The following is a 24,133-nucleotide window of genomic DNA, read 5'->3' as shown; positions in this document are numbered from 1 at the left end:
GGCAAGGCCGGCTCCTACAGAGGGATGGCTGGGTTATTTCACCGACTTCAAGAATGCCGCCGTCTCCGGTTGCAACGGGTTGCCGATCACCTGCTCCGGCGCGCCGATTTCGTGCACCAGGCCGTTACGGAAGAACGCCACGCGGTCCGATACATCGCGGGCAAAACGGATCTCGTGGGTCACCAGCACCATGGTCATGCCGTCTTCGGCGAGCATGCGCATGGTGTCCAGCACCTCGCCCACCAGCTGCGGGTCAAGCGCCGAGGTGGCTTCGTCGAACAGCATGTAGTCCGGCGACATCGCCAGCGCTCGGGCAATCGCCATGCGCTGTTGCTGCCCGCCCGACAACTTGCCGGGGAAGGTCTTGAGCTTGTCGCCCAGGCCCACGTGGGTCAGTTGTTGCACCGCCAGCTCCTCGGCTTGCTCCTTGCTCTTGCCCAGCACTTTGCGTGGCGCGAGCATCACGTTCTCGAGGACTGTCAGGTGCGGAAAGGCATTCCACTGCTGGAACACGATGCCGATTTTCTGCCGCAAACGGTTCAGGTCGGTGGCCCGCTCGTGTACCTCGACGCCGTCGACGCGGATGCTGCCTTTCTGGATCGGCTCCAGGCCGTTGATGCACATCAGCAAGGTCGACTTACCCGAACCCGAGCCGCCGATGATCGACACCACTTCGCCCTTGTCCACGGTCAGGCTAACGCCCTTGACCACTTCCAGGTTGCCGAAGGATTTGTGTACGTTCTGGATCTCAATCATTTTCTTGCCACCTTCTTTCCAGACGGGCGCCCAGGCGGGCAACCACCAGGCTCATGACGTAGTAGATGAGGCCTGCGATGCACAGCACCAGCAGGGGTTCCTGAATCCGCGTAACAATGGTCTGCGAGGCGCGCAGCAGCTCGACAATGCCGATCCACATCACCAGCGCGGTGTCTTTCATCACCCCCAGCACCAGGTTCAGCCAGCCGGGAAACGCCACCCGGCTGGCCATCGGCAGGACGATCCAGCGCAGGTCCTGCAGGTAGCTCATGCCCAGTGATCGGCTGGCCCGGCGCACGCTCAGCGACACCGCCAGCACACCGCCACGGACGATCTCGGTGAAGTACGCGGCGGTATACACGCCCAGCACGATGCAGCCGACGCTGAACGCGCTGATGTTCAGCCCGACAATGCTCTTGAACGAGTTGAACAGAACGAACTGAATCAGCAGCGGCACGCTGCGAAACACATCGAGCACCCACGCCAGCGGCAGGCTCACCCGTGGCCAGAGGGCGCGGGCGAGGCCGAACAGCAACCCGGCGAAGGTGCCCAGGAGGATGGCCCAGAAGGTCAGCTGCACGGTGACCCGAGCGCCGTCGAGCAGGAACATGAAGTCGTTCCAGGTAAAGCTGGTGGAAAACATGCCGAGCTCCTCAGTAGCGGAACAACCGCCAGGCCATCAGCCGCGCTACCGCGACGATCGCCTTGGCGATCACGTAGTAGAGCGCCGCCGCCAGGGCGAAGTATTCGAAGGTGCGGAAGGTCTTGACGTTGTAGTCCTGGGTCACGCCGGTGAGGTCGTTGTTCAGGCCTACGATCACCCCCAGCGAGGTCATCAGCACCGCCCAGACCATCTGGTTGGTCAGCGGGTAGAACACCACCCGCAGCAACTGCGGGATGATGATCATCCGGTAGGCCTGGAAGGCGCTCATGCCCAGCGAACGCGCCGCACGCATCTGCGTGGTCGGCACGGCTTTGAGGCCGCCGCGAAAGTTCTCGGCCAGGTAGCCGGCGTTGTTGAAGGTGATCCCTGCGAGCAGGGCGATCCACGAGCTGACATGCATGCCCAGCGAGCCGAGACCGAAGTACAGGATGTAGATCTGGAACAGCGAGGGCGTGTTGCGCGCGATTGATACCCAGCCGTCGGCAAAGCCGCGCAACACCGGCTGCTTGCCTTCGCGCATCACAGTCAGGGCCAGGGCAATCAGCACCCCGAAGATCATCGACAACGCGGCGGTCTCGAAGGTGACCCAGGCGCCGCTAAGCATGTCCGGCAGGGCGCGCAGGGCTGAGCGCCATTGGAAGGTGTAGTCAAACATGCGCGGGACTCTCCTTGGTGGCGGCAGGTTGCAGCCAGGCCGGCAGGCGAGCGCTGGCCTGGCCGCTGCAGGCCGATTCGACGCATTCGGCGAGACTGGCGAAGTGCACCGGTCGACCCGCCAGGCCAGGCCCGTAGTGGGCGTATTTGCCGGAGTTGGTCATTAGCGTGCGCGCAGTTGGCGGGATCACCGGTTCACCGAGCATGCACCAGCAGGTGTCCGTCACCAGCGTCACGCCGAAACGTTCGAGCCCGGCGATATGCCCGGCAGCGCTGGCCTGTTCGAGCACCGCGCGGCCGCAGGTGATCGCCACCACCACATCCGGGTGTTTGTGCCGACCCTGGCACAGGCGCTCGAGCGCCGCGAACTCGCTGAGCGAGAAATGCGGGTTGCCCAGCGAAACCACATCGACCCGCAGCTCGCGGGCGCTGTTGAGCGCGCGCCAGCTGTGCAGCAGGTCTTTCAGTTGCAGGCGTTCGCTGGGCAGGGGCACGCCGGGTTCAAGCACCTGCGCCGGCTCCAGCGCTTCCGGCGTGACCCCGGCGATATGAAACAGCGGCGCCGCCGAGGTGGTAGCAAAGGCCGCACCGAAGGCCTTGAGGTCGTCCAGGCTGGGTTGCGCCTGTTCCAGCCCGCGCACCAGTGGAATCCGCGAGCCGGCCAGGGCGCCGATGTGGTAGCCGAGCAGGGGGTAGAAGCTGTCGTCCAGCCCAGCCACCACCGGCACTTCAATAATCAGTTGCGCCTTGCGCCGACTGTCCAGATGGCAGCCGATGCTGGGCGCGCGACCGGTCAGGGCGATGCAGATGTCGAGGTAATCCGGGTACTTGAGCGTGCGCGCACCCAGGACGCTGTTGGCGTAGACCACCGCGTTGGATTCGGCCCAGACCACCTGTTCGCCCAGGGTTGGCGCGCTGTCGAGCAGGTAAGGCGCGCAGGTGAAGCTCAATTGCGCGCCCATGGCCATGTAGGCATCGCCCAGGGCACTGGCCGGCTCGCCGAGCGCCGGGTCGATGCCCAGTTCGCGCCAGCGGCGCTGGTCGACCGAAATGGAATTGAGCGTGGTCGGCACCCGCACTTTTGCGCCCCATTGCACCAGCTGCCCGGCAAAGCGCAGGCTGGCGGGGCCGGTGTAGATGCAGCCGTCGATATGCGCCTGGGTCACGTCCAGCAACTGCTCAGCGCCTTGTAGTTCGGCCATGCGCAGGACAATCTGCATCGCCATCTGCGCCGCTTTGCCGTGCTCGCCGCTGAGCAGCGCCTGGTCCTGTGGGCTCAGGTTCAGGGCGCTGGTAAATGGCCGGTCAGCCGGGGTAAACGACGGGGCCTGCCAGTGGACGGCGGGGGCCTGGGCAAACAGGCTCAGGTGTTCCCCTTCCACCCGCGCAAAGCCTGCGCCGCGTAAATCGGCGAAAGCCTCCTTGCCGATGCACAGCACCGGCAAGGAGCGCCCGAACAAGGTTTGCGCGACCAGCACGCCGAGGGTCAGGATCTCGTCGGCTTCGGCCAGTACCAGTGCCGCCGGTGCGTGGCCGTTGCTGATCAGTTCCATCATCACGCTGCTGCCGGTGCACGAACCGCGTCCGCTGGGGATGGCCAGCACGCGCCCGGCGATGCACTGGCCGCTGAGCGGATGATGGCGGTCGATCACTTCGCCGCTGAACGGGTCGACCCCGCCCCAGAAGCTCAGCCCGGTGTCGGCGAACAGCAGTTCGCCCTGGGCCGCGCCCTCGACCAGGCTACGCCCGGCCAGGGGTTTGGGTGTGCTGGTCATGCTGCCCACCTCAGTAGTAGACCTGTGGTACGGTCAGGTCGGTCGGGGCGATTTCGCTCCCCACCCACTTGGTGAACAGCTCCTTGTAGCGCCCGGTGCGCACCTGCTGGTTGACGAACAGGTCCAGGTAACGCAGCAGACCGTACTCGTTGCGCTTGGCGCCCAGCGACACGTAATCGATCACGTAGGGGGCGTTGCCGGCGACCTTGAGGTTCTTGTACTTACCGGACTTGAGGGTGGCGGCTGCGACGGTGTTGGTGACCACGGTTGCATCGATATGACCCTGGGCGACGGCGAGCAGGGTGTCGTTCTGCGATTGGTAGGCGCGGAAGCTGCCGCTGCCCCAGCTCTTCACGTCCTTCTCCAGGGCGATGGCTTCATAGGTGCCGCTGGTGTTGCCCAACGCCTTGCCCTTGAGGTCCTCGAAGCTGTTGATGCCGGTGTTGTCGCGGGTCAGCACGACCATCTGGAAGGCGAAGTAGGGCACGGTCAGGCCGACTGTCTTGGCCCGTTCCAGGGTGTCGGAGGTGGACGCCACGATCACGTCGGCGCGCCCGGAAACCAGGGCCGGGATACGGTCAGGGAATGGGGTTTCGACCACTTCGGGCTCGACCCCGAGAATCTTCGCCAGGTCGTTGCAGTAGTCCACGTCGAAGCCGGCGGGTTTGTTGGCTTCGTCGCGAAAGCCCATGGGCGGGAAGTCCAGGGTCACGGCGCAGCGCAGCTTGCCGGAGCCGATGATGTCGTCAAGTTTGTCGGCCTGGGCATTGGCAATAAAGGTGGTACTGAGAACAGCGCTGAGGGCTACGGCAAATGTGCGGTTTTTCATAGATGCCTCGTGGTCGGTTAAGTGCTGTTAGATATCGTATTGGTAATTTCGTATACGATATTTTCTAGTGCAATGGCCGTGCCTGTTTTTCAGTTGAAGTCGGAATTGCCCTTCAGGCCTTGAGCTAGTGCGGCTGCTGGAAAAGAAGGTCGGTGTGGGAGGTTTCACCGCGCCCGGCAGGGTGTGTGGCGGGTGTTACATATCGGAGCACTGCCTGTGCGCAGCGCCCGGTAAAGGAACACTCAGCGCTGGCTGTCGCGGTATTGGCTGGGCGAAAGCCCGGTGAGGGCGCGGAACTGGCGGCTGAAGGCGCTGTGGTCGGTGTAACCGCAGCGCAGGGCGATGTCGGTGATCGGCAGGTCGAGGTCTTGCAGCAAGCGGGAAGCTTCTTCCAGCCGCGCTTTGTGGATCATCTGCCGCGGCGTGAGCTGGAAGATGCGCTTGCAATGACGCTCCAATTGCGCGACCGAGAGCCCGGCGATGGCAGTCAGTTCGGCGAGGCTGATGGGCCGGGTGAAGTGCGCACGGATATGCGCGTCGACGGCGGCGAGTTTCTGGAATTCCGGGTGGTTCGACTGTGGCAATTGCAGGTCGCGGGAGATGCCGGCCAGGCCGACGATGGTGCCTTCGCTGTCCTTGAGTGGGCGTTTGTGGGTCAGGCACCAGATCGGCTGGTTGCCGTAATAAAGGTGCAGCTCAAGCTGGTCGGCCAGCTCCCGGCCACTGCTCAGTACGCGGCGGTCCTGCTCGGTGTAGAGCGGGCCGAAACGGGCGGGGAACACGTGTTCGGCGGTGAGTCCGAGCAGGTCGTCGCTGTGCTTGCGACCGCAGCGCCGGGCCAGGGTCTGGTTGACGAAGGCGTAACGCGCCTCGCGGTCCTTGATGAAGAACACCACGTCGTTGAGGGTGTCGAGCAGCGGCGCGATGGGTCGTAAGCTGCTCAGCAAGGTCGGCAGATCGCAGGGGGCGAAGTGGTTGAGCGTGGCATGCATGACGCTGACGGTCCTGGGGCGACCGTCGGGATCATAGAGCGTTCCCGGCGCCTATCTCAAGCGCCGGGCGTTTCGTCCAGGCACAGCAGGGTGTCGATGCGCGCCGGGCTGAACGGCGGGCGCGGTACCGGGGATTGCCAGCCGAACAGGTGCTGGGTGGCCGCGCCGCAGACCCGGCCCTGACAGGCGCCCATGCCGCAACGGCTGGCAAGCTTGGCTTCGCGCCAGTTGTTGTGTTCGGCGAGGGCCGCGTAGGAAACGTCTTCACAGCGGCACACCAGGGTGTCGGCAGCCGCCAGCGACTTGAGCGCCGGGTCGAGGGCGAAGGCTTTGTTCAGGGCATCGGCGAATCCATGCCAGCGGCTGCGGCGGCGGAGCAGCCGTTGCGCCGCCTGGTGATTGCCGACCGCTGCATGGCCGGCGATAGCACCCTCCACCAAGGCCCGCTCGCTGCCGCCGAAGCCGGTGCATTCGCCTGCTGCGTAGACGCCGGGCAGCGTCGTCTCCTGCCAGCTGTCCACGGCAATGGCGTCATGCGCCACGGCGCAGCCCAGGGCCTGGGCCAGCTGGATATTGGGGATCAGGCCGAAGCCGCAGGCCAGTCGATCACAGGCGATTTCCACGATCTTGCCGTTTTGCATCAAGCGCACACCTTCCAGCCGATCGCTACCCAGCGCGGCGAGCACATGACTGGCGCTGCGGTACCGGCGGTCGAACAGGCTCAAGGATTGCAACAGCTTTTGCGGCCAGCGCGGCAATTGTGCGGCGAAGCCGGCGACGGCGGCGGGCGAAGCCTGTTCGGCGATGCGCAGCACCCGGGCGCCGTTGTCTTTGGCGGTGGCGGCGCTGGCCAGCAGCAATGGCCCGCTGCCGGCAATCACGATACGTTGGTCGCGCACCGGCAGTCCGGCCTTGATCAGTGCCTGCAAACCACCGGCACCGGTTACTCCGGGCAGGGTCCAGCCGGGGAAGGGCAGCAACAGTTCACGGGCGCCGGTGCAGAGAATCAGCCGGTCGTAGTGGATCTGCCAGCCACGCTCGGCGTCTTCCACCAGCAGGGTGTCCGGGCCGGGCTGGGCGATCACGCGTGTGCCGCTGTAGTAGTGCACATTGCTGCAGGCGAGTACCTGATCGCGCAGCTGACGGGCCTGGGCGGGCACCTTGGCCTGGGGCCCGTCGCGCCAGATCTGCCCGCCTGGCAGCGAGTTGTCGTCAAGCAGCACGATGCGCGTGGCACGTGGTGCGGCGGCCAGTGCCGCAGCCAGCCCGGCGGGGCCGGCGCCGATGATCAGCAGGTTGGTGTATTCGCTCATGCTCGGGTCTCCACCTGCATGCCGTCGCAGCACAAGGTCTGGCAGGCCAGGCGTCGGCGGCCATTGATGCTCACTCGGCATTCCTGGCAAATGCCCATGCCGCACAGCGGTGCGCGGCGCTGGCCGCTGGCCGAAGTGCGCGAGCAACCATCGCCGCCCAGCGCCAGTGCAGCGGCCACGCTGGTGCCGTCGGTCACATGCAGCGGGCGTCCATCGAGCGTCAGATCAGGCATGGGCGAGTGCTCCCAGGAAGCGTTCAGGCAGATAGGGTTGGGCCGCCAGCGGTGGCGTTTCATCGAACAGTTGTGCGGTTAGCAGATCGGCCGTCGCCGGGGCGGTGGTGACGCCGAGCCCCTCGTGGCCGACCGCGAGCCACAGGCCAGCCTGATGCGGGTGCCGGCCCACCAGCGGCAGGCCGTCGGGGCTGGCAGCGCGAAAGCCGGTCCAGGCGCGGATGCCGTTCAAATGCGCCAGGTCCGGCATGTACTCAGTCGCGCGCTTGAGCATGCGCGCAAGCATCCAGCCTTCCACGGCCGGGTCGGTGGTGCCGAATTGGCGCGAAGCGCCGATGAACAGCTGGCCGGTCGGGCGCGGCTGGATATTGCAGGCGGTGGACGGGCCGCTGGTGTTATGGGCGCTGGTCACATAGCCCAGCTCCACCAGCGTATGGGTGACGGTACCGGGGTAGCGATCGGTGATCAGCAGGTGGCCTTTCTTCGCTTCGATGGGTAGCTCCGGGCATAGCTCGGTGGCCTGGGTACCGTTGGCCAGCACCACGGCATCGGCGCTAAGCCACTGGCCGTCGTCCAGACGCACACGGTTGCCCTGCACCGTGCTGACCCGCGCCCGGCGTTGCTCGATCCGTGGCGATTGCAGCATCCAGCGGGCGGTGGCCGGGGCGTAGAGGATGCCGTCGCCATTGATCAGCAAGCCGCCTTCCAGTCCCTCGCGCAAGGCCGGTTCGCGCTTGCGCAGGGCGCGGCCGGCGACCAGTTCGCAGGCCACGCCGCGTGCTTGCAGTACGCTGAATTTGTGTTCGGCCACGGCCATCTCTTCGGCGTTGGCCGCCAGCCACAGGGTGCCATTGCTGCGGTAGGCGCAGTCCTGGGGCAGGTGCGCTGCCAGTTCGCGCCAGCGTTGTAGCGAATGCTGGCTGAGCGCCAACTCTGCTGCATTGTCGTCGAGCACCAACAGGTGGCCCATGCCGGCGGCTGTGGCGCCGTGCAGACCGGCATCCAGCACCAGCACCTGCAGGCCCCGTGCGGCCAGCGACTGCGCGCAGGCTGCACCGATGATCCCGGCGCCGATCACGATCACATCGGCCACGGCACCACTGCTCACGGGCGAATGCCCCAGGCGAACGGGTCGTCTTCCTGCAGGATGAGCGTGGCTTCGGCGCTGATGTGCGCGCGGCCGCGAATGGTCGGTACGATACCCCCGCCGTCGGCCTCGAACGAGCCTTCGAACAGGCTGCCGATCACGCTGGCCTGACGCCAGGTCTGACCTGGCTGGAGCTTACCGTCGGCGGCAAGGCAGGCGAGCTTGGCGCTGGTGCCGGTGCCGCAGGGCGAACGGTCGTAGGCCTTGCCGGGGCAGAGCACGAAGTTGCGGCTGTCGGCGTTCGGGTCGTCGGCGAATAGCTCGATATGGTCGATCAGGCCGCCGTCTTCGCCGCGTATGCCCTGGTCGTCCAGGGCCTGTTGCACGGCGTAGGTGTAGGTCGTCAGCGCCTCGATGTTGTCGCCCGCGACGTTCAGGCCGTGATCGGCAATCAGGAAGAACCAGTTGCCACCCCAGGCCACATCGCCAACCACCCGGCCGATGCCCGGCACCTCCAGCACCAGGTCCTTGCGGTAACGGTAGGCCGGTACGTTGCGCACGCTGACTGAGTGGTCCTCGTGCAGGGTCGCCTGCACGGTGCCGACCGGGGTTTCAATACGGTGCACGCCCGGCCCGATGCGGCCCAGGTGCGCCAGCGACACCACCAGGCCGATGGTGCCGTGGCCGCACATGCCGAGGTAGCCGGTATTGTTGAAAAAGATCACCCCGGCGCAGGCGCTCGGGTCCACTGGCTGGCACAGCAGCGCGCCGACCAGCACGTCACTGCCACGCGGCTCCAGCATGCAGGCGCTGCGCCATTGATCGTACTGCTGGGCCAGGCGCTGGCGGCGCTCGGCCATGCTGCCGTTGCCAAGCGCAGGGAATCCGTCGGTGACCAGGCGGGTGGGTTCGCCGCCGGTGTGGGAGTCGATCACGCTGATGCGTTTCATGGGGAGGCCGCGTCCGTTCCGGGAAGTGAACGACAGAGTGGCTTGTCCCCTGGCATGCAGGCTTGATGCCTTTAAGCCATGTCGACGACGAAATCAGCACAGTGACCAGCAATCTTCACTTGGTCTGCGGCAGGTGCTCGAAGAGGGTCTTGCAGACGCCGGCGATGTGCTCGTCGAGGAGTGTGACGGCACGTTCGACATCCTTGGCCCGGCAGGCCTCGAGGATCTCGCGGTGTTCATGATCGGCGCGCTCCTTGCCCGCCGACAGGCTCATCTGCATGCGCAGGTAGCGCTCCAGCTTGTCGTTCACCGAGCGGATCATGTTCACCAGAAAGGGCCGCTGCGCAGGTTCGTACAGGCAGGCGTGCAGCTCCCAGTTCAGCTCGGCCCAGCGCCCGACGTCGTTCTCGCCGACGAACTCCTGGCAGATCCGTTCGGCGCGAGCGAAGGTCTCTTCGCTCATGTTCGGGATCGCCAGGCGCAGCGCCTTGTCTTCGAGCAGCATGCGCACTTCGAACATCTGCGCCAGCTCCGATTCGGACATGCGCGTGACCATAGCCCCGCGATTGCGTTGGAACATCACCAGCCCCTCGGCCTCCAGGCGCTTGAGCGCCTCGCGCACGGGGATCTTGCTGACGTTGAACTGGCGGGCGATGTCGTCCTGGCGGATCGGTTCGTCTTCGGCGAAGTGCCCGGCAATGATCGCATCGCGCAGGTGATGGGTGATGATTTCCGAGGTCGAAGGCGTATTGCCCAGATCCGGGGCGTTAAGGCGGGGTACGGTCACGGTGGCGTCGTCCGAAGTTCTTTGTGGATATAGTATACGAATTTATCCGCGCCAGGGCCTCGCGGGGCAAGCCCGCTCTCACAGGTTGAACTGCACACCTTGTGGGAGCGGGCTTGCTCCGCGAAAAGGGATTACTTGCGAGCTTCGAGAATCAGGTTGAAGGGCGTTTCCGTGGCCCGGCGAAAGTGCTTGAAGCCGGCTTCCTCGAACACAGCGCGCAAACGCGCTTCCCCGGCTTGCGCCCCCAGGCCGAGGCCGACTTCCTGGGACAGCGAGTTGGGCGTGCAGATAAAGGTCGAGGCGGCGTAGAACAGGCGGCCTACTGGCGTGCTGTTCTCATCCAGGCTGTCATTGGCATACGGCTCAACCAGCAGCACCGTGCCGTCGGACTTGAGCGCGTCATAGGCATGGCGCGCGGCGCCCACCGGGTCACCCATGTCGTGCAGGCAGTCGAAATAGCAGATCAGGTCATAGCCGGTGCCGGGAAAGTCCTTGGCGCTGGCCTGGATGAACTGCGTGCGGTCGGCTACCCCGCCTTCGCCAGCGCGTTGGCGGGACACCGTGATCGACGGCCCGTGATAGTCGAAGCCGTAGAACTGCGAAGTGGGAAAGGCCTGGGCCAGGATCACCGTCGAGGCGCCATGACCGCAGCCGACGTCGGCGACCTTGGCACCGGTCTGCAGTTTGTCGATCACCCCTGTCAGGGTCGGCAGCCATTCTGCCACCAGGTGGGCGCGGTAGCCGGGACGGAAGAAGCGTTCGGTGCCGCTGAACATGCACGGGTGATGGTCGCCCCAGGGCAGGGCGCCGTCGCCGCGCATGGCGGCCACCAGCTTGTCCTTGTCGTGGTAGAGAGAGGCTATCACCGAAGCCCCGCCGGCCGCGTACACCGGTGAGTCCTCGATGGCCAGGGCCATGGCCTGCTCCTCGGGCAGGCGAAAGCGGCCGTCCTGGTGTTCCATATAGCCCGACGCCGCTTGGGCGCTGAGCCATTCGCGCAGCAGCCGGGCATTGCAGCCGGTTTTTTGCGCCAGTTCGTCGGGGGTTATGAACTGACTGTCGGCCATGGCCCGGTACAAGCCCAGCTCATCGCCGAGAAGCAGGTTGGCCAACAGGGCGGCGCCACCCATGTCGTTGACCAGCTTTCCCATGAAGTCATTTAGCTTGGCTTCGTCCATTGCGTGTTCTCCTGCATGAAGTCCAACGTCAACGGGGCCGTCACTGTAGGCGACGACCTCGGGCCATTTCTCGTGGGGCAACCGTTAAGTATAGTTCAGCGCGCCTGGCCGGACGTCCGTTCGCGCAGGGCTTTGCTGACGTTCGCCTGGATCTCGTAGGCCGGTGCTTCGACAGTATCGAAGTCGCGCGAGTAGCGCCGGGCGAATTCTTCCACGCCCCATTGCTGGTACTGCTGCACATGATGCAGTTCATGGGCCCAGAGGGCGACGTTGTCCTGGGCATCGGCCTCGTGGCGAAAGACGATGATATCGATCAGGGTCACGGCGTTGACATCCGGGTTCTGCAGCAGGGCGTTGGCGCTGTCCAGGGCCTGCTGGTCGCCGACCTTGTAGCGTGCCGCGTCCAGCACCTGGAAGTCGTAATACGGCTCAAGTTGGGCGCGAATGTGCAGTGGAATTGGCAGCACCGTGCCGGCTGCCGCGGTGTTGCGCGCCTGTTGCAGGGCCAGGGCCAGGGAGTTGCTGGCGATGCGCCCGAGGTCGTCGAGCACGGTGCCGGCCTGGCCCGGATCGATCGGCGAGCAGATGCAGCTGCCCAGGCAGATCTCGTACTGACCGGCCGGGCAGGCGGCGAGGGCGGAGAGTGGGGCGATCAGGGCAAGACCGAGCAGCAGCGGTTCAACGACTTTCATGCAGTGCCCCGGCGAGAAACTCACGGGAGGCGTTGAGCACTTCCTGCTGGCTTGGTTCGTTGGCCAGCATGCGCGCGATCACCAGTGCGCCTACGCACTGGCTGAGCAGGGCCCAGGCCAGGTCCGGATCTTCGAGGGTGTCGGCCCAGGCTTGGTGCAGGGTGCGCAGCCAGTGCTCGGCTTCTTCACGCACCGGCAGCGGCGCCTGGGCGATCTCGGCGCCCAGGGCCGGGATGGCGCAACCACCTTCAGGATTGTGCACGTGGGCCAGGCTCAAGTAATGGTCCAGGCAGCGCTCAAGCCGCTGGCGGTTCATCGGTTGTTGAGCCATGGGGCTCTGGGACAGTTCGCGGCGCACCACTTCGGTGAACAGGTCGTCCTTGGATGGAAAATGGTTGTAGAAGGCACCGCCCGTCAAGCCGATGGCCTTCATCAAACCGGCGACGCCAGTGGCATTGAAGCCGCCGCGCTTGGCCAGGGCGCCGCTGCTTTCCAGCAGCTTCTGCCGGGTTTGTTCCTTGTGGGTGGTGGAGTAGCGCACGCCGACCTTCTCCGTATCTCTGGCTTGACGAAGTCTGGATCATAGCATAGCGTTTGTTAACTAAATGATCGTTTACCAATGGAGGCGATAGATGACTCAGGGCAAGAAAGTGGTGTTGGTAGTAGGGGCCGGCGATGCTACCGGTGGTGCGATTGCCAAGCGTTTTGCCCGCGAAGGCTATATCGCCTGCGTGACCCGGCGCAGCGCCGACAAGCTGCAGCCGCTGGTGGATGAGATCCGTGCCGCGGGCGGCGAGGCGCACGGCTTTGCCTCCGATGCGCGCAAGGAAGATGAGGTGGCGGCGCTGATCGAACAGATCGAAAGCAGTCTCGGACCGATTGAGGCCTTCGTGTTCAACATTGGCGCCAATGTGCCCTGCAGCATTCTCGACGAGACCGCGCGCAAGTACTTCAAAATCTGGGAAATGGCCTGTTTCGCCGGCTTTTTGACCGCTCAAGCGGTGGCGCGGCGCATGGTCAGCCGTGAGCGCGGGACTATCCTGTTCACCGGCGCCACGGCCGGCCTGCGTGGTGCTGCCGGTTTTGCCGCATTCGCCGGGGCCAAGCATGGCATCCGCGCCTTGGCCCAGAGCATGGCCCGGGAGCTTGGGCCGCGTAACATTCATGTCGCCCATGTGGTGGTGGACGGTGCCATCGACACCGCGTTTATCCGCGACAGTTTCCCCGAACGCTATGCACTCAAGGATCAGGACGGCATCCTCGATCCCGCGCACATTGCCGACAGCTACTGGTTCCTGCATGCACAGCCGCGCGACGCCTGGACCTTCGAGCTCGATCTGCGACCGTGGCTGGAACGCTGGTAAGCCTCTGATAACAACAAGGACATTGAACAATGAGCAAGACCGTCGAATTCTTCTTTGACCTGGGCAGCCCGGCCAGTTACCTGGCCTGGACCCAACTGCCGGCGCTGTGCGCCCGGCACGCTGCGCTACTGGTGTACCGGCCGATGCTGCTGGGCGGGGTGTTCCAGGCTACCGGCAATGCTTCGCCGGTGATGGTCCCGGCCAAGGCGCGGTATGTGTTTGTCGACTTTCAACGCTACGCCAAACGCTATGGCGTGACCTTGGCGTTCCCGCCGGGCTTTCCGATCAACACCCTGGGCCTGATGCGCGGGACCATTGCTGTGCAGTTGTTTCAACCTGAGCGCTTCGAGGCTTACCTCAACGCTGTGTTCCCGGCCATGTGGGCGCAGCAACGCAACCTTGGCGACCCGCAGGTACTGGCAACGGTTTTGCAAGAGGCGGGTTTCGATCCTGAGCAGTATCAAGCCTGGACTGCTGATCCCCAGGTCAAGGCGGCACTCAAGGATGCCACCGAAGAAGCCGTGCGCCGTGGTGCCTTCGGCGCGCCGACCTGCTTTGTCGGCGAGCAGATGTTCTTCGGTCAGGACCGCCTGGAGTTCGTCGCCGAGGCATTGGCTTGAACAGGTACAGCCAAGTGTAGTGGCATTATTTTCAGCAACTGTATGGCCGGACCGGATCAGGACTCCGTTAGTGTCATTGCAGCCCTGAAAAAAACCTGGATGCCTGCCATGCTCAGCTCACTCGACCTGATAACCGCCTTCGTGCTGTTCGCCTTCGTTTCCTCGATCACCCCGGGGCCCAACAACACCATGTTGCTGGCCTCCGGGGTGAACTTCGGCGTACGCCGTTCGATTCCCCACGCGCTGGGTATCAGCGTGGGTTTCATGGTCATGGTGCTGGCGGTGGGCTTTGGCCTGGGTGAGGTGTTCAAGGCCTACCCACCGATCTACACAGTGTTGCGCTATGTGGGGGCGACGTACTTGCTGTACCTGGCGTGGAAAATCGCCACCTCCGGCCCCCTGTCGGTCAGCAGCCCCGAGAGCCGCAAGCCCTTGGGCTTCTGGGGCGCGGCGGCGTTCCAGTGGGTCAACCCCAAGGCCTGGGTCATGGCCGTGGGGGCAATCACCACCTATACACCCGCCCAGGGCTACGTCACCAACGTGATCGTGATTGCCACGGTGTTCGCCCTCGTCAACTTGCCCAGTGTCTGCGTCTGGGTGATGTTCGGTAGCGCTTTGCGTACGGTGCTGCAGAACCCGCGGTGGTTGATGGTGTTCAATTTGCTCATGGCGGCGCTGCTGGTGATATCCCTTTACCCGTTGCTCTTTGTAGAATCGAGCTTTTCCTGAATGAGTACGCCATGCAGTTGATTCCCTGGTCCCATGACACAAGTGCCGGCTTCACCTTGCGCGGCTGGCGCTCACCCGCCAGCGGCAAACCCTTGCTGCACTTCCTCCACGGTAATGGCTTTTGCAGCCTGGTCTACCAGCCATTGCTGGCGCGTCTGGCCGAACACTTCGACCTCTGGCTTTGTGATGTTCAGGGCCATGGCGACAGTGATCATGGCGGCCCGTTCCAGGGCTGGAACCGCACCGCAGAGTTGGCCGTCGAGGCGTTCGAAGCGGGCCGTGGGGAGTACGCTGAGGTGCCGCGCTTCGCCGTCGGCCACAGCTTTGGCGGGGTACTTACCGGGCTGATGCTGGCGTGTCAGCCGCAGTTGTTCCAGCGCGCGGTATTGCTCGATCCGGTGCTGTTCAGTCGCTCGATGATGGGCATCATGGGCGCCGCCGCGCTGGTCGGCCTGCACCGCCGTCACGCCCTGGCGCGCAAGGCCGCCACTCGCCGTAGTCACTGGCCGGATCGCCTCGCCGCGCGTGCTTCGCTGGAAGGCCGGGGGATCTTCAAGGGCTGGAGCGAGCCGGCGTTGCAGTCTTATATCGAGCATGCCATTGGTGATTGTGGCGAAGGCGTAGTGCTCAAGTGCCGGCCCAGCCGGGAAGTGGAGATTTTCAGCTCCTTCCCGAGGCGCATGTGGGCCACGCTGACCCAGGTGCAAACGCCGACACTGGTACTCTACGGCGAGCATACCTATCCTTTCGTGCCTCAGTCTGTGCAGCGCTGGGCGCAAGACAATCAGCATGTCACTGCGGCCCAGGTGCCGGGCGGGCACTGCTTCATGCAGGAAGATCCTGCGGCCAGTGCAGAACGGATCTGCACCTATTTGCAGTAGCTGCTGCCTCGTGCGGTCAGTCGATGCCACTGGCCGCAAACTCCACCGCAAGAAAATCCAGCAAGCTGCGCACGCCCGGCAACAACCCGCGGCGCGAGGCGAACACCGCATGCACCACACCGCACTCCGGTGCCCAGTCGGGTGTGACCTGGACCAGTCGCCCGCTGGCCAGTGCTTCGCTTACTACCACCATCGGCACATGGACCACGCCAACGCCGGCCACTGCAGCCTGGCGCAACACCAGCAGATCGTCGGTGACCAGTCGTGGCTGATAGCGCAGGCTGGCGCGCGCCGCGTCAGGACCCACCAGCTCCCAGTGGTAGTCCCGTTGTGGCTTGCCCCAGTGCAAACTCGGCAGTGCACTCAAGTCCGCTGGCACCGGGCGTGTCGGCAGACGTTCACGCAGTTCAGGCGAGGCCACCAGATACTGGGTGCTATGGGCCAGGGTTTTCATTACCAGATCACTGCTTTCCAGCGGTGGCACCCGCACCCGCAGGGCAATGTCGATGCCTTCCTGAATCAGGTCGACCTGGCGGTTGGTGCTTTCGATGTGCAGTTGCACCAAGGGGCACTGGACCATAAAGCGGGTCAGCATGGCGCCCACCCAGAAATCCAGCAGGGCGGTCGGGCAACTCAGGCGCACGATGCCCTGGGGTTCTGCGCGGTTGCGTTCGATCAGCTCGGCGGCGCCCTCGGCTTCCACTAGCATGGCCACACAGTGACGGTAATAGGCCTGGCCGATTTCGGTCACCGAAAAGTGTCGGGTCGAGCGCTGGATCAGGCGCACGCCGAGGCGCTCTTCGAGCCCGGCGATACGCCGGCTGAGTTTTGACTTGGGCATGTCCAGGGCGCGGCCAGCGGGGGCAAAACCGCCGTGATCGACTACCTGGGCGAAGTAGTAAAGGTCGTTGAGATCTTCCATCAGTGTTCTCCATATGGAACGCTGAAGGCAGTTTAACGGATCTACCGCCGATGTCGTTGCGCTCGTATGGTTATAGCCATCCACGAGAGGAGACATCTCATGAAAAAGATCCAAGGCGTCTACAGCAGCCCCAACCCGCATTGGGTCGGCGATGGCTTCCCCGTTCGCAGCCTGTTCACTTACGACAACCTGGCCCAGCACATCAGCCCGTTTCTGTTGCTGGACTATGCCGGCCCCCACGATTTCACCCCGACCACGGCACGTCGTGGTGTTGGCCAGCATCCACATCGTGGTTTTGAAACCGTGACCATCGTCTACCAGGGCGAACTGGAGCACCGGGACTCCACCGGTGCCGGTGGTTTGATCGGCCCTGGCGATGTGCAGTGGATGACCGCTGCGAACGGCATCCTCCATGAAGAGTTCCACGCCCCGGCGTTCGCCGCCAAGGGCGGCACCCTGGAGATGGTCCAGCTGTGGGTCAACCTGCCGGCCAAGGACAAATCGGCAGCCGCCGGTTACCAGACGCTGCTCAGCAGCGATATTCCGGTCGTGCCCCTGGGTGCCGGCAGCGGCAGTCTGCGCGTGATTGCTGGTGAGTATCGCGGCCACAAGGGCCCGGCGCAGACCTTCACGCCGATGGATGTCTGGGACCTGCAGCTCAAGCCAGGCGCACCGGTACGCCTGCCCAGCGCAGCAGGGCGCAGCACCGCGCTGGTGGTACTGCGCGGCAAGCTACTGGTCAACGGCGAGCGTGCGGTCGGCCCGGCGCAGTTGGTGCTGTTCGACCGTGCCGGTGACGAGCTGTTGCTCGAAGCACAGACCGATGTGTCGGTACTGCTGCTCAGTGGCGAGCCGCTGGACGAGCCCATCGTCGGTTACGGCCCGTTCGTGATGAACAGCGAGGCGGAAATTGCCGAGGCTTTCGACGACTTCCGTGCCGGTCGTTTCGGCCAGATAAATGGGGCGGGCGGTTCTCGTCACGACAACTAGTATCAATAACCCGAAGGTCGCCCGACGGGTGGCCTTCGACTCGGCTGCGAGCACAACTTGCAGTCAGACCTCAAGGAGAATGTGTCATGAGTACATTTGCCAACGTTGCCAATTTCAATGGCCAGGTCCCGCGTATCGATCCTGATAACGCCGCGATGCTGCTGATCGACCACCAGAGTGGTCTGTTCCAGACGGTCAAGGACATGCCCATGACCGAGTTGCGGGCCAATGCCATTACCCTGGCCAAGGTCGCCAGCCTGGCCAAGATCCCGGTGATTACCACGGCATCCGTGCCGCAAGGCCCCAACGGCCCGTTGATTCCGGAAATCCATGAAGCCGCGCCGCATGCCAAGTATGTTGCCCGCAAAGGTGAAATCAACGCCTGGGACAATCCGGAGTTCGTCAAGGCGGTCGAGGCTACTGGCAAGAAGCAGCTGATCATCGCCGGCACCATCACCAGCGTGTGCATGGCCTTCCCGAGCATCAGCGCGGTCAATGCCGGTTACCAGGTGTTTGCGGTGATCGATGCCAGCGGCACCTATTCGAAGATGGCTCAGGAAATCACCCTGTCGCGCATCATGCAGGCCGGTGTGGTACCGATGGACACCGCTGCGGTGTGCTCGGAAGTTCAGCGCACCTGGAACCGTCCGGACGCACAACAGTGGGCTGAGGCCTATAGTGCAGTATTCCCGCACTACCAACTGCTGATCGAAAGCTACCTCAAGGCGCAACAGGTAGTGGATGAACACGAACAACTGGATTCGGCACGCTGATCCCTCATGTCCGGTGCCACAGGGTACCGGCCTACCAACGCAAGGAGTTAGAGCATGAGCAAGCCCTACGTTCGTCTGGACAAGAACAACGCTGCTGTCCTGCTGGTGGATCACCAGACCGGTCTGCTGTCGCTGGTGCGTGACATCGAACCGGACAAGTTCAAGAACAACGTGCTGGCTGTAGGTGACCTGGCCAAGTATTTCAAGCTGCCCACCATCCTCACCACCAGCTTCGAGACCGGTCCTAATGGCCCGCTGGTACCCGAGCTCAAAGCGCAGTTCCCGGAAGCGCCGTATATCGCCCGTCCTGGCCAGATCAATGCCTGGGACAACGAAGACTTCGTCAAAGCGGTAAAAGCCACGGGTAAAAAGCAGCTGATCATCGCCGGCGTGGTGACTGAAGTGTGCGTGGCTTTCCCGGCACTGTCGGCGCTGGAAGACGGTTTTGAGGTGTTCGTGGTCACTGACGCTTCGGGCACCTTCAATGAGCTGACCCGCGACTCGGCCTGGAACCGCATGTCGCAAGCCGGCGCCCAACTGATGACCTGGTTCGGCCTGGCCTGCGAGTTGCACCGCGACTGGCGCAACGACATCGAGGGCCTGGGAACCCTGTTCTCCAACCACATCCCGGACTACCGCAACCTGATCACCAGCTACAACACCCTCACCAACGGCAAGTAACGTCGTTCACTGATCGGCGGCCGGGCGCTCACGTTGCCCGGCCGTCGTTTCTATTTCTTGGCCCGGATCGCTGTAGTGTCGCTGGTATTGCATCAGGTAATCAGGCGATTATTCTGCAATGAATCATGTTCCTGCCATGCACGGTTACCGGCGCAGTGTGCGCCGCAACTGTCCGTTGACCTTCTGGCTGAACTATCAGCCACCTTTGCACTGGCCTTCACTGCTGGAGTTTCTGACTGCCCGTTGCATTGCCGGCATCGAAACGGTGCAGGCGGGTGTGTATTCGCGCAGTGTCGTTCTGGGTGGTCGTCACGGCGTCGTTCAGGTGCGGGCGATGCGTGGACATCGGCTGATGTTGACGGTTACCGGTGTGCACGGGGCTGCGATCCCCGGCTTGATCGCCAGGGTTCGACGGGTTTTCGACCTGAATGCGCGACCCGGCCAGATCGAGGCGCAACTGGGTCGTGACCCCCTGATGGCCAGGCTGATAGCTGTTCGGCCGGGGTTGCGTGTGCCTCAGGGTTGGGATGGGTTCGAGCAGGCCATGCGTACCGTGCTTGGCCAGCAGATCAGCGTTGCCGGGGCGATGACCCTGGCTGGACGCATGGTGCTTCGATACGGTCAGTTGCTATCGTCGCAAGTCGCTGAGGGGACGGGGCTGACCCATGTGTTCCCGACGCCTGCAGCCTTGGTCGAAGAGGACCTGAGCGACCTGGGCATGCCCCGTTCGCGTGCTGCGACGCTGTCGATCATGGCCCGGGCACTGCTGGATGAACCACATTTGTTGCGCCCTGGTGTCGACCTGGACAGCGGGGTGGCGCGCCTGTGCCAATTGCGCGGCATCGGCCCCTGGAGTGCCCAGTACCTGGCGTTGCGTCAGTTGGGCGCCGCTGATGCGTTGCCATTGGGGGACGTAGCCTTGGTCAAGGCATTGCGCTTGTTGGAAGGCCCCCAAGTGCAACTGGCGGATCGAGCCCGGGCCTGGAGCCCATGGCGCGCTTACGCTGCCCAGCACTTATGGGCTTCATTGAGCTGAATCAACTTGGTCGCGGGCAAATGACTCATCTTGGATACTGCCCACGCTGATTGTTGCGCTGCATGGAGGAAACGACGGCGCATCAGTATTTTCAATTGGCAGCGAAGGCCCGCTTAGTAGTAACTGAATAGTCGGGCCCTCCGATACGAGGATCGCAATATGTCACTGATTGGCGTTTCCAACCTTGAATTGCGCCAGCTCATAGAGCAGGCATTTTTGCCTGATCGTAGTGTGGTGTCCTGCACCGACGGTGAACACCTGACTATCCAGTTGGGGCACGGCGACAGCTTGAGCGATTGTCTGACGGTCACCGGTATTCGAGTGCACAGCCTGACCAGCTGTCACGAATTGGCTGCAATGGTTGCCCAGGTGCGCGAAGAGCAACGCCTGGGGCGCAACCACATTTTGTTCAAGCCCCAGGCGGTTGCCTGAACTGTTCCTGTTCCCGGTTCAGCCGAGGCTGGCCGGGCGCAGGTATTCAGGGTTAAGCACGTTGAACCAGAACAGAATCATCGATACCAGGGTGGTCACCAGCACCAGCAGCCCAATCGCCCAGACACTGGTCGAATACAACAGACCGTCCTCCTTGCGCAGGCGCAGGAAAGTCGGCAGGCCGACATACAGCAGAAAAGTCGTATAGGCCGAGGCTGTCAGCAGCACGATCAAGGCCAGCCAACGGCCCGGATACAGCCCGGCGACACCGGCGACAACGTACGGCGTGGCGGTGTAAGCGGCAAAACCGATGCACTGGTTGAGGTTTGGCCGGGCATCGAAAGTGCGCGATATCCAGCGAATGAACCCACCCATGAGCATCACTCCCAGCACGCTGGTGGCATAGAGCAACACGCCCAGTTCGGCGGCACTGGCCACGCTCAGACGTACCCGCTGGGTGTCAGCCAGGCTCCAGCCGACACTGGTGGTACCGATGAACAGGCATAGGGCGGGGATCAAGGCCATCAACACTAGGTGTTGCAGGTAGTGCCGGGGGTGCTGTTCTTCTTCCTGGCGGATTTCCATCCAGGCATCATCGGGGTGGGTAAAGAGTTGGACCAGATGGGAACTCATAATGACCTCCGGGGTGAGCAGGGTTGAAAACACCTCTCCCTGTTCTATGAAGGCCTGTGCAGCGTCGGAGTTTCATTTTTTCAACTGTATAAGCGGGCTTGCCCCCGCAATTACGCTCTGCCAGGCTCATCGTATCGCGGGGCAAGCCGGCTCGTTGCACCACCGCTCCCACAAGAGCAATGGTTATTGCAGTTCAAGCTGCAACTGCAACCCGCCATCATCACAACGCCGGTGGTAGTGAACGATCCCGCGATAAGTACGACCGTCCCAGACAAACGCCACGCTATGTGCGCGCTCGAGCTTGTCCGGCACTGGCGCCCGGACCTGCATCTGCAGGCCGGGCAGGCCATTGAGATTCAACGGCGCCAGTTGCACCTGACATTCAGCGCTATGGGCGACAGGGCCGAACAACGTGTCCTGGACAAAATCGAGCTGCAGGCAGGTCGGACACGCCGGACTTACCTTTCTCATGCCAGACACCTCCTTCAGTTCTTGCGGTGTGCGTTCTGCAGTTGCTTGGCCAGGTCGAGCAACTGCTGATTGGTTTAGTGTGATCCTTGATCATCTGCTCGGCAAACGCCTTTACCTCGGTCGACTCGGTTTTTCCAGGGCCAGCTGTTCAATTGCCCGTGGAATGCCCACGACCGCCAGCAAACCGCGCAAAAAAGCCTGATCAGCTGGCTACCGGCGTCTCATGCAGGTGCAGCCAGCGCAGGGTGCCGTGGTCGTGCTCGAACACTGCAGTCGAGCGGCGTAGCGATTGATTGCCCATGGCATCCGCTTGCCACTCGCGATAGCTGACTACGGTCAGGCATGGACCAGCCGAGATTTCCTGCAATTCATCAATCCTGATCTGCAACCCTGGACGCTTGCCGTAGGCCTGCTGGAAGAGCCTGCACAGGCCAGGGTAATCAAGGACCTGACCGGGCAGGGTGAGCAGCGCGGCCAGGACAAAGGTCTGCTGGAATGCTTCGGGCGCAGGCAGCAACCGGTTCAGTACGGCACCAAGCAGCGCAACACCCAGACAGAAACTCAGCTGTCGATTGAGGTTCCATAAGGCGCTGGCGTGGCCCATCTGCATCGGTGTTATGGCCAGAAACGCCAGGCTTTGCGCACTGCTGCTGCACAGGCTGCTGCCAAGGCCGAGCAGGGCGAAGATGAGCGCCAGCGCCGATGGCGCAGTGGCTATCCAGGGCAGTGCCAGCCACAGCGGGGCGGTGCACTGGATGAGGATGCCGATGCTGAGCAACAGCCGTGGACCCAGGCGGGTGAAACACCAGCGGACAAAAGCGATGGCACCCAGGGCTCCGATCGACCAGGGCAGCATCAGCGCGCCGGTCGCCGTTGCACTCTTTCCAAACCGTTGTTGCAGGTACAACGCTGCCACCAGGTTGGCGCCGATGAACACCCCGGGCACACACAGGTAAATCAGCATCGCTGTGCGCAGCAAAGGTTCGCCGAGCAGGCGCAAATCCAGCAGCGGCTGGGCAGCAGGCAGTGCCTCACGAGCAGGTAGCCAGGCCAGTACCAGACCGGTGCAGAGCAAAGTCAGCGGCAGCATGGCGTAAAAGATCCAACGCCATGCGCCATGATCGACCACCATCCCACCCAGGGCAGGTGACAAGGCCGGTACCAGCAACGCCACCATCATCACCAGCGAGGTCAAGTGATGGCGCTGTTCGGGCGGGTACAGCCGATAAGCCATGGCCTGGCCGACCGGAATCAACAAGCCACCCCCGAGCCCCTGCAACAGCCGCCAAGCCAGCAGGCTTTCAATCGAGCCTGCGCCACCGGCCAGGGTCGAGCCGAGGCCAAACAGGGTTAGCGACAACAGCAGCGTCGTCCGTTCACCCCAGCGGCTGGCCAGCCACGAACCCAAAGGGATCACCACGGTGAGGCCGAGCACGTACAGGTTGCTGGACCAGCTCAGTTGTGTGACGGAAGCCTGCAGTTCATGGCCCAACACTGGGTAGGCGGCATTGAGCGCAAAGATGTTGAGCAGATCGAGGGTGAAACCGAGCAGGTAGACCAGCGTGACTTTCGAGCGATAGGGCATGGCTAAATCGACAGAGCGAAGGAAGGCCAAGTCTAGAAGCTTGATTGTGCTTGAATAAGACCCTGGAAGTGGTCAGATTGTCGTAAATATTTTGACAATAGTGCCCGCTACATGGTTGGTCTCGACCGTTTCGAACTCTTCTGCGCCGTGGTCCAGGCCGGCTCCTTTACCGGCGCGGCCGAGCGCTTGCAGCAAACCCGTGCGGCAGTCAGCTTCAATATCAAGCAGCTGGAAGCCGAATTGGGCGTGACCCTGCTGACCCGGACCACTCGCCGTATAGCCCTCACCGATGCTGGCGAGCGCTTCTACCAACGCTGCTTGCGCGTGGTCGAGCAAGCACGCATCGCCATCGACGAAGCCCGCGGTGAACATGGCAGCCTGCAGGGCAGTCTGCGCATCACCTCCACGGTAGAGTACGGCATGCAAGTGCTGGCCCCGGCGCTACAGGCTTTCTGTCTGGAACACCCGGATCTGTGCGTGCGCCTGGGAACCCACACTGCCCAGGTCGACCTGGTGCGCGAGCGCTTTGATGTCGCGATCCGCTTGGGCCAGGCCCAGGACTCCAACTATCGCGGTGTGTGCCTGGCGACCTATGATGTGCGCCTAGTATTGGCGCCGAGTTTGCTGGCTGCACACGGCGAGTCGATCATCAATGCCCCGCAGCAGCTTGCCGGTCTGGCGCAACTGGCTCACAGTCGCTTCGAACAGCACAATCGCTGGGAGCTGGTCGGCAACGAGGGCCGCAGTGCGGTGTTCGAGCCGCAAGGTACGCCTTTGCTGGTCGCCGACAATGCCTCGATCCTGCGTGCCTTCGCCGTGCAGGGCGCCGGTGTTGCTTTGTTGCCGGACTGGCTGGTGGCCGATGACCTGGCCAGTGGGCAGTTGATTGATGGCTTGCCTGCGTACCGTTTCCCCCGCCAGAGTGTCTACGCGCTGTACCCGCCCAGCCGCCACGTGCCGCGCAAGGTGCGCGCTTGGATCGACTTCATCAAGGCCTGGCTGGCTACGCCTGGGCCGGGTCGTCCTGCAAACCGCTTGGCCAGCGTCAGATCGGCGACTATTCGAGCTCCAGGCGCCGACGCCGATCCTTGCTGATCGATTGGCGC

At 63.4% G+C, this 24,133-nt stretch carries 28 protein-coding genes; 10 read left to right on the top strand and 18 right to left on the bottom strand.

Translation table 11 applies throughout. The features are described from left to right. Positions 1 to 33 precede the first annotated feature (33 nt). The 14 genes from ACRESH_RS04425 to ACRESH_RS04360 form a co-directional block, all read right to left on the bottom strand. A complete protein-coding gene (locus ACRESH_RS04425; protein WP_431740811.1) occupies positions 34 to 756 on the bottom strand; it encodes an amino acid ABC transporter ATP-binding protein in 723 nt (240 codons plus the stop codon). Beyond that, complete coding sequence (locus tag ACRESH_RS04420) at positions 749 to 1,399, bottom strand: amino acid ABC transporter permease (RefSeq protein ID WP_431740810.1); 651 nt, start codon at positions 1,397 to 1,399, stop codon at positions 749 to 751. The genes ACRESH_RS04425 and ACRESH_RS04420 overlap by 8 nt, the downstream gene beginning before the upstream one ends. 10 nt (positions 1,400 to 1,409) lie before the next feature. After that, positions 1,410 to 2,075 (bottom strand): amino acid ABC transporter permease, encoded by a 666-nt coding sequence (locus ACRESH_RS04415; RefSeq protein WP_431740809.1) that lies wholly within the window; start codon positions 2,073 to 2,075, stop codon positions 1,410 to 1,412. Further along, complete coding sequence (locus ACRESH_RS04410; protein ID WP_431740808.1) at positions 2,068 to 3,849, bottom strand: aconitase X; 1,782 nt, start codon at positions 3,847 to 3,849, stop codon at positions 2,068 to 2,070. Before ACRESH_RS04410 ends, ACRESH_RS04415 begins: the two co-directional genes overlap by 8 nt. Positions 3,850 to 3,859: 10 nt before the next feature. After that, a complete protein-coding gene (locus ACRESH_RS04405; protein WP_431740807.1) occupies positions 3,860 to 4,678 on the bottom strand; it encodes a transporter substrate-binding domain-containing protein in 819 nt (272 codons plus the stop codon). 242 nt (positions 4,679 to 4,920) lie between these two features. Next, a complete protein-coding gene (locus ACRESH_RS04400) occupies positions 4,921 to 5,670 on the bottom strand; it encodes a helix-turn-helix domain-containing protein (RefSeq protein ID WP_431740806.1) in 750 nt (249 codons plus the stop codon). Between the two features lie 56 nt (positions 5,671 to 5,726). Beyond that, positions 5,727 to 6,983, bottom strand: a complete 1,257-nt coding sequence (locus ACRESH_RS04395) for an FAD-dependent oxidoreductase (RefSeq protein WP_431740805.1) — start codon at positions 6,981 to 6,983, stop codon at positions 5,727 to 5,729. Beyond that, positions 6,980 to 7,216 carry a (2Fe-2S)-binding protein gene (locus tag ACRESH_RS04390; protein ID WP_431740804.1) on the bottom strand — a complete coding sequence of 79 codons (237 nt, stop codon included), beginning with the start codon at positions 7,214 to 7,216 and terminating at the stop codon, positions 6,980 to 6,982. The genes ACRESH_RS04395 and ACRESH_RS04390 overlap by 4 nt, the downstream gene beginning before the upstream one ends. Next, positions 7,209 to 8,324 (bottom strand): NAD(P)/FAD-dependent oxidoreductase, encoded by a 1,116-nt coding sequence (locus ACRESH_RS04385; protein WP_431740803.1) that lies wholly within the window; start codon positions 8,322 to 8,324, stop codon positions 7,209 to 7,211. The genes ACRESH_RS04390 and ACRESH_RS04385 overlap by 8 nt, the downstream gene beginning before the upstream one ends. After that, on the bottom strand, positions 8,321 to 9,253 hold the full coding sequence (locus ACRESH_RS04380) for a 4-hydroxyproline epimerase (RefSeq protein WP_431740802.1): 933 nt from the start codon (positions 9,251 to 9,253) through the stop codon (positions 8,321 to 8,323). Before ACRESH_RS04380 ends, ACRESH_RS04385 begins: the two co-directional genes overlap by 4 nt. 115 nt (positions 9,254 to 9,368) lie before the next feature. After that, a complete protein-coding gene (locus ACRESH_RS04375; RefSeq protein ID WP_431740801.1) occupies positions 9,369 to 10,040 on the bottom strand; it encodes a GntR family transcriptional regulator in 672 nt (223 codons plus the stop codon). A 131-nt stretch (positions 10,041 to 10,171) separates the two neighbouring features. After that, positions 10,172 to 11,218, bottom strand: coding sequence for a class I SAM-dependent methyltransferase (locus tag ACRESH_RS04370; protein WP_431740800.1), 1,047 nt, complete (start codon positions 11,216 to 11,218; stop codon positions 10,172 to 10,174). Positions 11,219 to 11,313: 95 nt separating this feature from the next. Next, the gene (locus ACRESH_RS04365; RefSeq protein ID WP_431740799.1) at positions 11,314 to 11,910 is read right to left on the bottom strand and encodes a DUF4157 domain-containing protein; all 597 of its coding nucleotides are present in this window, start codon (positions 11,908 to 11,910) and stop codon (positions 11,314 to 11,316) included. Next, the gene (locus ACRESH_RS04360) at positions 11,897 to 12,451 is read right to left on the bottom strand and encodes a TetR/AcrR family transcriptional regulator (RefSeq protein ID WP_431740798.1); all 555 of its coding nucleotides are present in this window, start codon (positions 12,449 to 12,451) and stop codon (positions 11,897 to 11,899) included. Before ACRESH_RS04360 ends, ACRESH_RS04365 begins: the two co-directional genes overlap by 14 nt. Before the next feature lie 91 nt (positions 12,452 to 12,542). Here ACRESH_RS04360 and ACRESH_RS04355 point away from each other — a divergent pair, with 91 nt between their 5' ends. From ACRESH_RS04355 to ACRESH_RS04340, 4 genes are all read left to right on the top strand, one after another. Next, positions 12,543 to 13,274 carry an SDR family oxidoreductase gene (locus tag ACRESH_RS04355; RefSeq protein WP_431740797.1) on the top strand — a complete coding sequence of 244 codons (732 nt, stop codon included), beginning with the start codon at positions 12,543 to 12,545 and terminating at the stop codon, positions 13,272 to 13,274. A gap of 29 nt (positions 13,275 to 13,303) precedes the next feature. Further along, entirely contained in the window at positions 13,304 to 13,894 is a 591-nt protein-coding gene (locus ACRESH_RS04350) for a 2-hydroxychromene-2-carboxylate isomerase (RefSeq protein ID WP_431740796.1), read from the top strand. A 99-nt stretch (positions 13,895 to 13,993) separates the two neighbouring features. Beyond that, entirely contained in the window at positions 13,994 to 14,623 is a 630-nt protein-coding gene (locus tag ACRESH_RS04345; RefSeq protein WP_431740795.1) for a LysE family translocator, read from the top strand. Between the two features lie 11 nt (positions 14,624 to 14,634). Next, positions 14,635 to 15,504 (top strand): alpha/beta fold hydrolase, encoded by an 870-nt coding sequence (locus ACRESH_RS04340; RefSeq protein ID WP_431740794.1) that lies wholly within the window; start codon positions 14,635 to 14,637, stop codon positions 15,502 to 15,504. A gap of 16 nt (positions 15,505 to 15,520) precedes the next feature. Here ACRESH_RS04340 and ACRESH_RS04335 read toward each other — a convergent pair whose 3' ends face one another. After that, positions 15,521 to 16,429: a LysR family transcriptional regulator gene (locus tag ACRESH_RS04335; RefSeq protein ID WP_431740877.1), complete on the bottom strand. Its 909-nt coding sequence runs from the start codon at positions 16,427 to 16,429 to the stop codon at positions 15,521 to 15,523. Positions 16,430 to 16,525: 96 nt separating this feature from the next. On the opposite strand from ACRESH_RS04335, the gene ACRESH_RS04330 reads away from it, so the two are divergent. From ACRESH_RS04330 to ACRESH_RS04310, 5 genes are all read left to right on the top strand, one after another. Further along, on the top strand, positions 16,526 to 17,416 hold the full coding sequence (locus ACRESH_RS04330) for a pirin family protein (RefSeq protein WP_431740793.1): 891 nt from the start codon (positions 16,526 to 16,528) through the stop codon (positions 17,414 to 17,416). Between the two features lie 86 nt (positions 17,417 to 17,502). Further along, positions 17,503 to 18,189 carry a hydrolase gene (locus ACRESH_RS04325; RefSeq protein ID WP_431740792.1) on the top strand — a complete coding sequence of 229 codons (687 nt, stop codon included), beginning with the start codon at positions 17,503 to 17,505 and terminating at the stop codon, positions 18,187 to 18,189. Positions 18,190 to 18,243: 54 nt separating this feature from the next. Then, a complete protein-coding gene (gene ycaC / locus ACRESH_RS04320) occupies positions 18,244 to 18,870 on the top strand; it encodes an isochorismate family cysteine hydrolase YcaC (protein ID WP_431740791.1) in 627 nt (208 codons plus the stop codon). Between the two features lie 118 nt (positions 18,871 to 18,988). Further along, on the top strand, positions 18,989 to 19,906 hold the full coding sequence (locus tag ACRESH_RS04315; RefSeq protein WP_431740790.1) for a DNA-3-methyladenine glycosylase family protein: 918 nt from the start codon (positions 18,989 to 18,991) through the stop codon (positions 19,904 to 19,906). Positions 19,907 to 20,065: 159 nt separating this feature from the next. Continuing rightward, positions 20,066 to 20,338: a DUF1652 domain-containing protein gene (locus ACRESH_RS04310; protein ID WP_431740789.1), complete on the top strand. Its 273-nt coding sequence runs from the start codon at positions 20,066 to 20,068 to the stop codon at positions 20,336 to 20,338. A gap of 18 nt (positions 20,339 to 20,356) precedes the next feature. Here ACRESH_RS04310 and ACRESH_RS04305 read toward each other — a convergent pair whose 3' ends face one another. The 3 genes from ACRESH_RS04305 to ACRESH_RS04295 all read right to left on the bottom strand — a co-directional run bounded on the left by ACRESH_RS04305 (position 20,357) and on the right by ACRESH_RS04295 (position 23,027). After that, positions 20,357 to 20,971 (bottom strand): Yip1 family protein, encoded by a 615-nt coding sequence (locus tag ACRESH_RS04305; protein WP_431740788.1) that lies wholly within the window; start codon positions 20,969 to 20,971, stop codon positions 20,357 to 20,359. Positions 20,972 to 21,154: 183 nt separating this feature from the next. Beyond that, positions 21,155 to 21,442: a hypothetical protein gene (locus ACRESH_RS04300; protein WP_431740787.1), complete on the bottom strand. Its 288-nt coding sequence runs from the start codon at positions 21,440 to 21,442 to the stop codon at positions 21,155 to 21,157. 202 nt (positions 21,443 to 21,644) lie between these two features. Continuing rightward, a complete protein-coding gene (locus ACRESH_RS04295; RefSeq protein WP_431740786.1) occupies positions 21,645 to 23,027 on the bottom strand; it encodes an MFS transporter in 1,383 nt (460 codons plus the stop codon). Positions 23,028 to 23,138: 111 nt separating this feature from the next. On the opposite strand from ACRESH_RS04295, the gene ACRESH_RS04290 reads away from it, so the two are divergent. After that, positions 23,139 to 24,122: a LysR family transcriptional regulator gene (locus ACRESH_RS04290; RefSeq protein ID WP_431740785.1), complete on the top strand. Its 984-nt coding sequence runs from the start codon at positions 23,139 to 23,141 to the stop codon at positions 24,120 to 24,122. Positions 24,123 to 24,133 lie beyond the last annotated feature (11 nt).

It is taken from the genome of Pseudomonas sp. (genome assembly GCF_050739775.1).
Taxonomy (GTDB): domain Bacteria; phylum Pseudomonadota; class Gammaproteobacteria; order Pseudomonadales; family Pseudomonadaceae; genus Aquipseudomonas.
The sequence above is the reverse complement of the archived record's forward strand: the minus strand, read 5'-3'. Positions and strand labels throughout refer to the sequence as shown.